The sequence below is a fragment of the Streptococcus sp. Marseille-Q8145 genome (genome assembly GCF_965112035.1).
In genome coordinates this window covers 1-821 of the sequence record NZ_CBCOPQ010000027.1, presented here as the reverse complement: position 1 = coordinate 821, position 821 = coordinate 1, and the positions used below count along the sequence as shown (strand labels likewise).

Genomic DNA, 821 nt, shown 5'->3' with positions numbered 1-821 from the left:
CACAGCAGGGCCATGTGGAGTGATACAATCACCGCCGATACCAGGAGGAGAAAGGTGTGTTAAGTTTAAAAGCGAAGCGGTGGCCATGTCATCACGGGCGGGGAGGAGGTGGGGGAGACGAGGACCCAGGTTAACCGGGGATATTTTAGAACGATTAAGGATAGGAGGGCTATTTTATAATTTCTCTTGTGAATAAGGAACCGGCATCGAATTGTGCGTCCCCGCCATGAAGAAACGTAAAACCTGGGGATCGACCGTTTTGAGAATATCATGGACCGTAATAAAATTACCCAGCGACTTGCTCATTTTCTGGTCATCTTCGCCAATGGTCACAAACCCGTTGTGCATCCAATAACGCACAAACTGCTTGCCGGTTTTGGCCTCACTTTGGGCAATTTCGTTTTCATGGTGCGGAAATTCAAGATCCTGACCGCCGCCGTGAATATCAAATGTATCCCCAAGGAGTTGGGTACTCATAACCGAGCATTCGATGTGCCAACCTGGCCGCCCTTTACCCCATGGTGAGTCCCAACTGATTTCACCGGGTTTAGCAGCTTTCCACAAGGCAAAATCGATTGGATCTTCTTTCTTGTCCAGCTCTTCTTGTGTGATATGCTGACTGGCACCTTCTTCGAGTTCATCAACATTTTGATGGGATAACTCGCCGTAATGTTTGAATTTACGGGCGCGATAGTAAACATCCCCATCAACCGCATATGCATAGCCTTTTGCAATTAAATCCTGGACGACATCGACAATATCCGGGATCATCTAAATGGCTCGCGGATGCGCAGTCGCCGGTTCGATTCCAAGCGCAGTGG

The 821-nt window shown here is 48.7% G+C and carries 1 pseudogene; it reads right to left on the bottom strand.

From position 1 onward, the window contains the following. Positions 1-177: 177 nt before the first annotated feature. Positions 178-821 (bottom strand): annotated as a pseudogene (locus ACWPVL_RS11760) (class I tRNA ligase family protein); the annotation flags it as partial.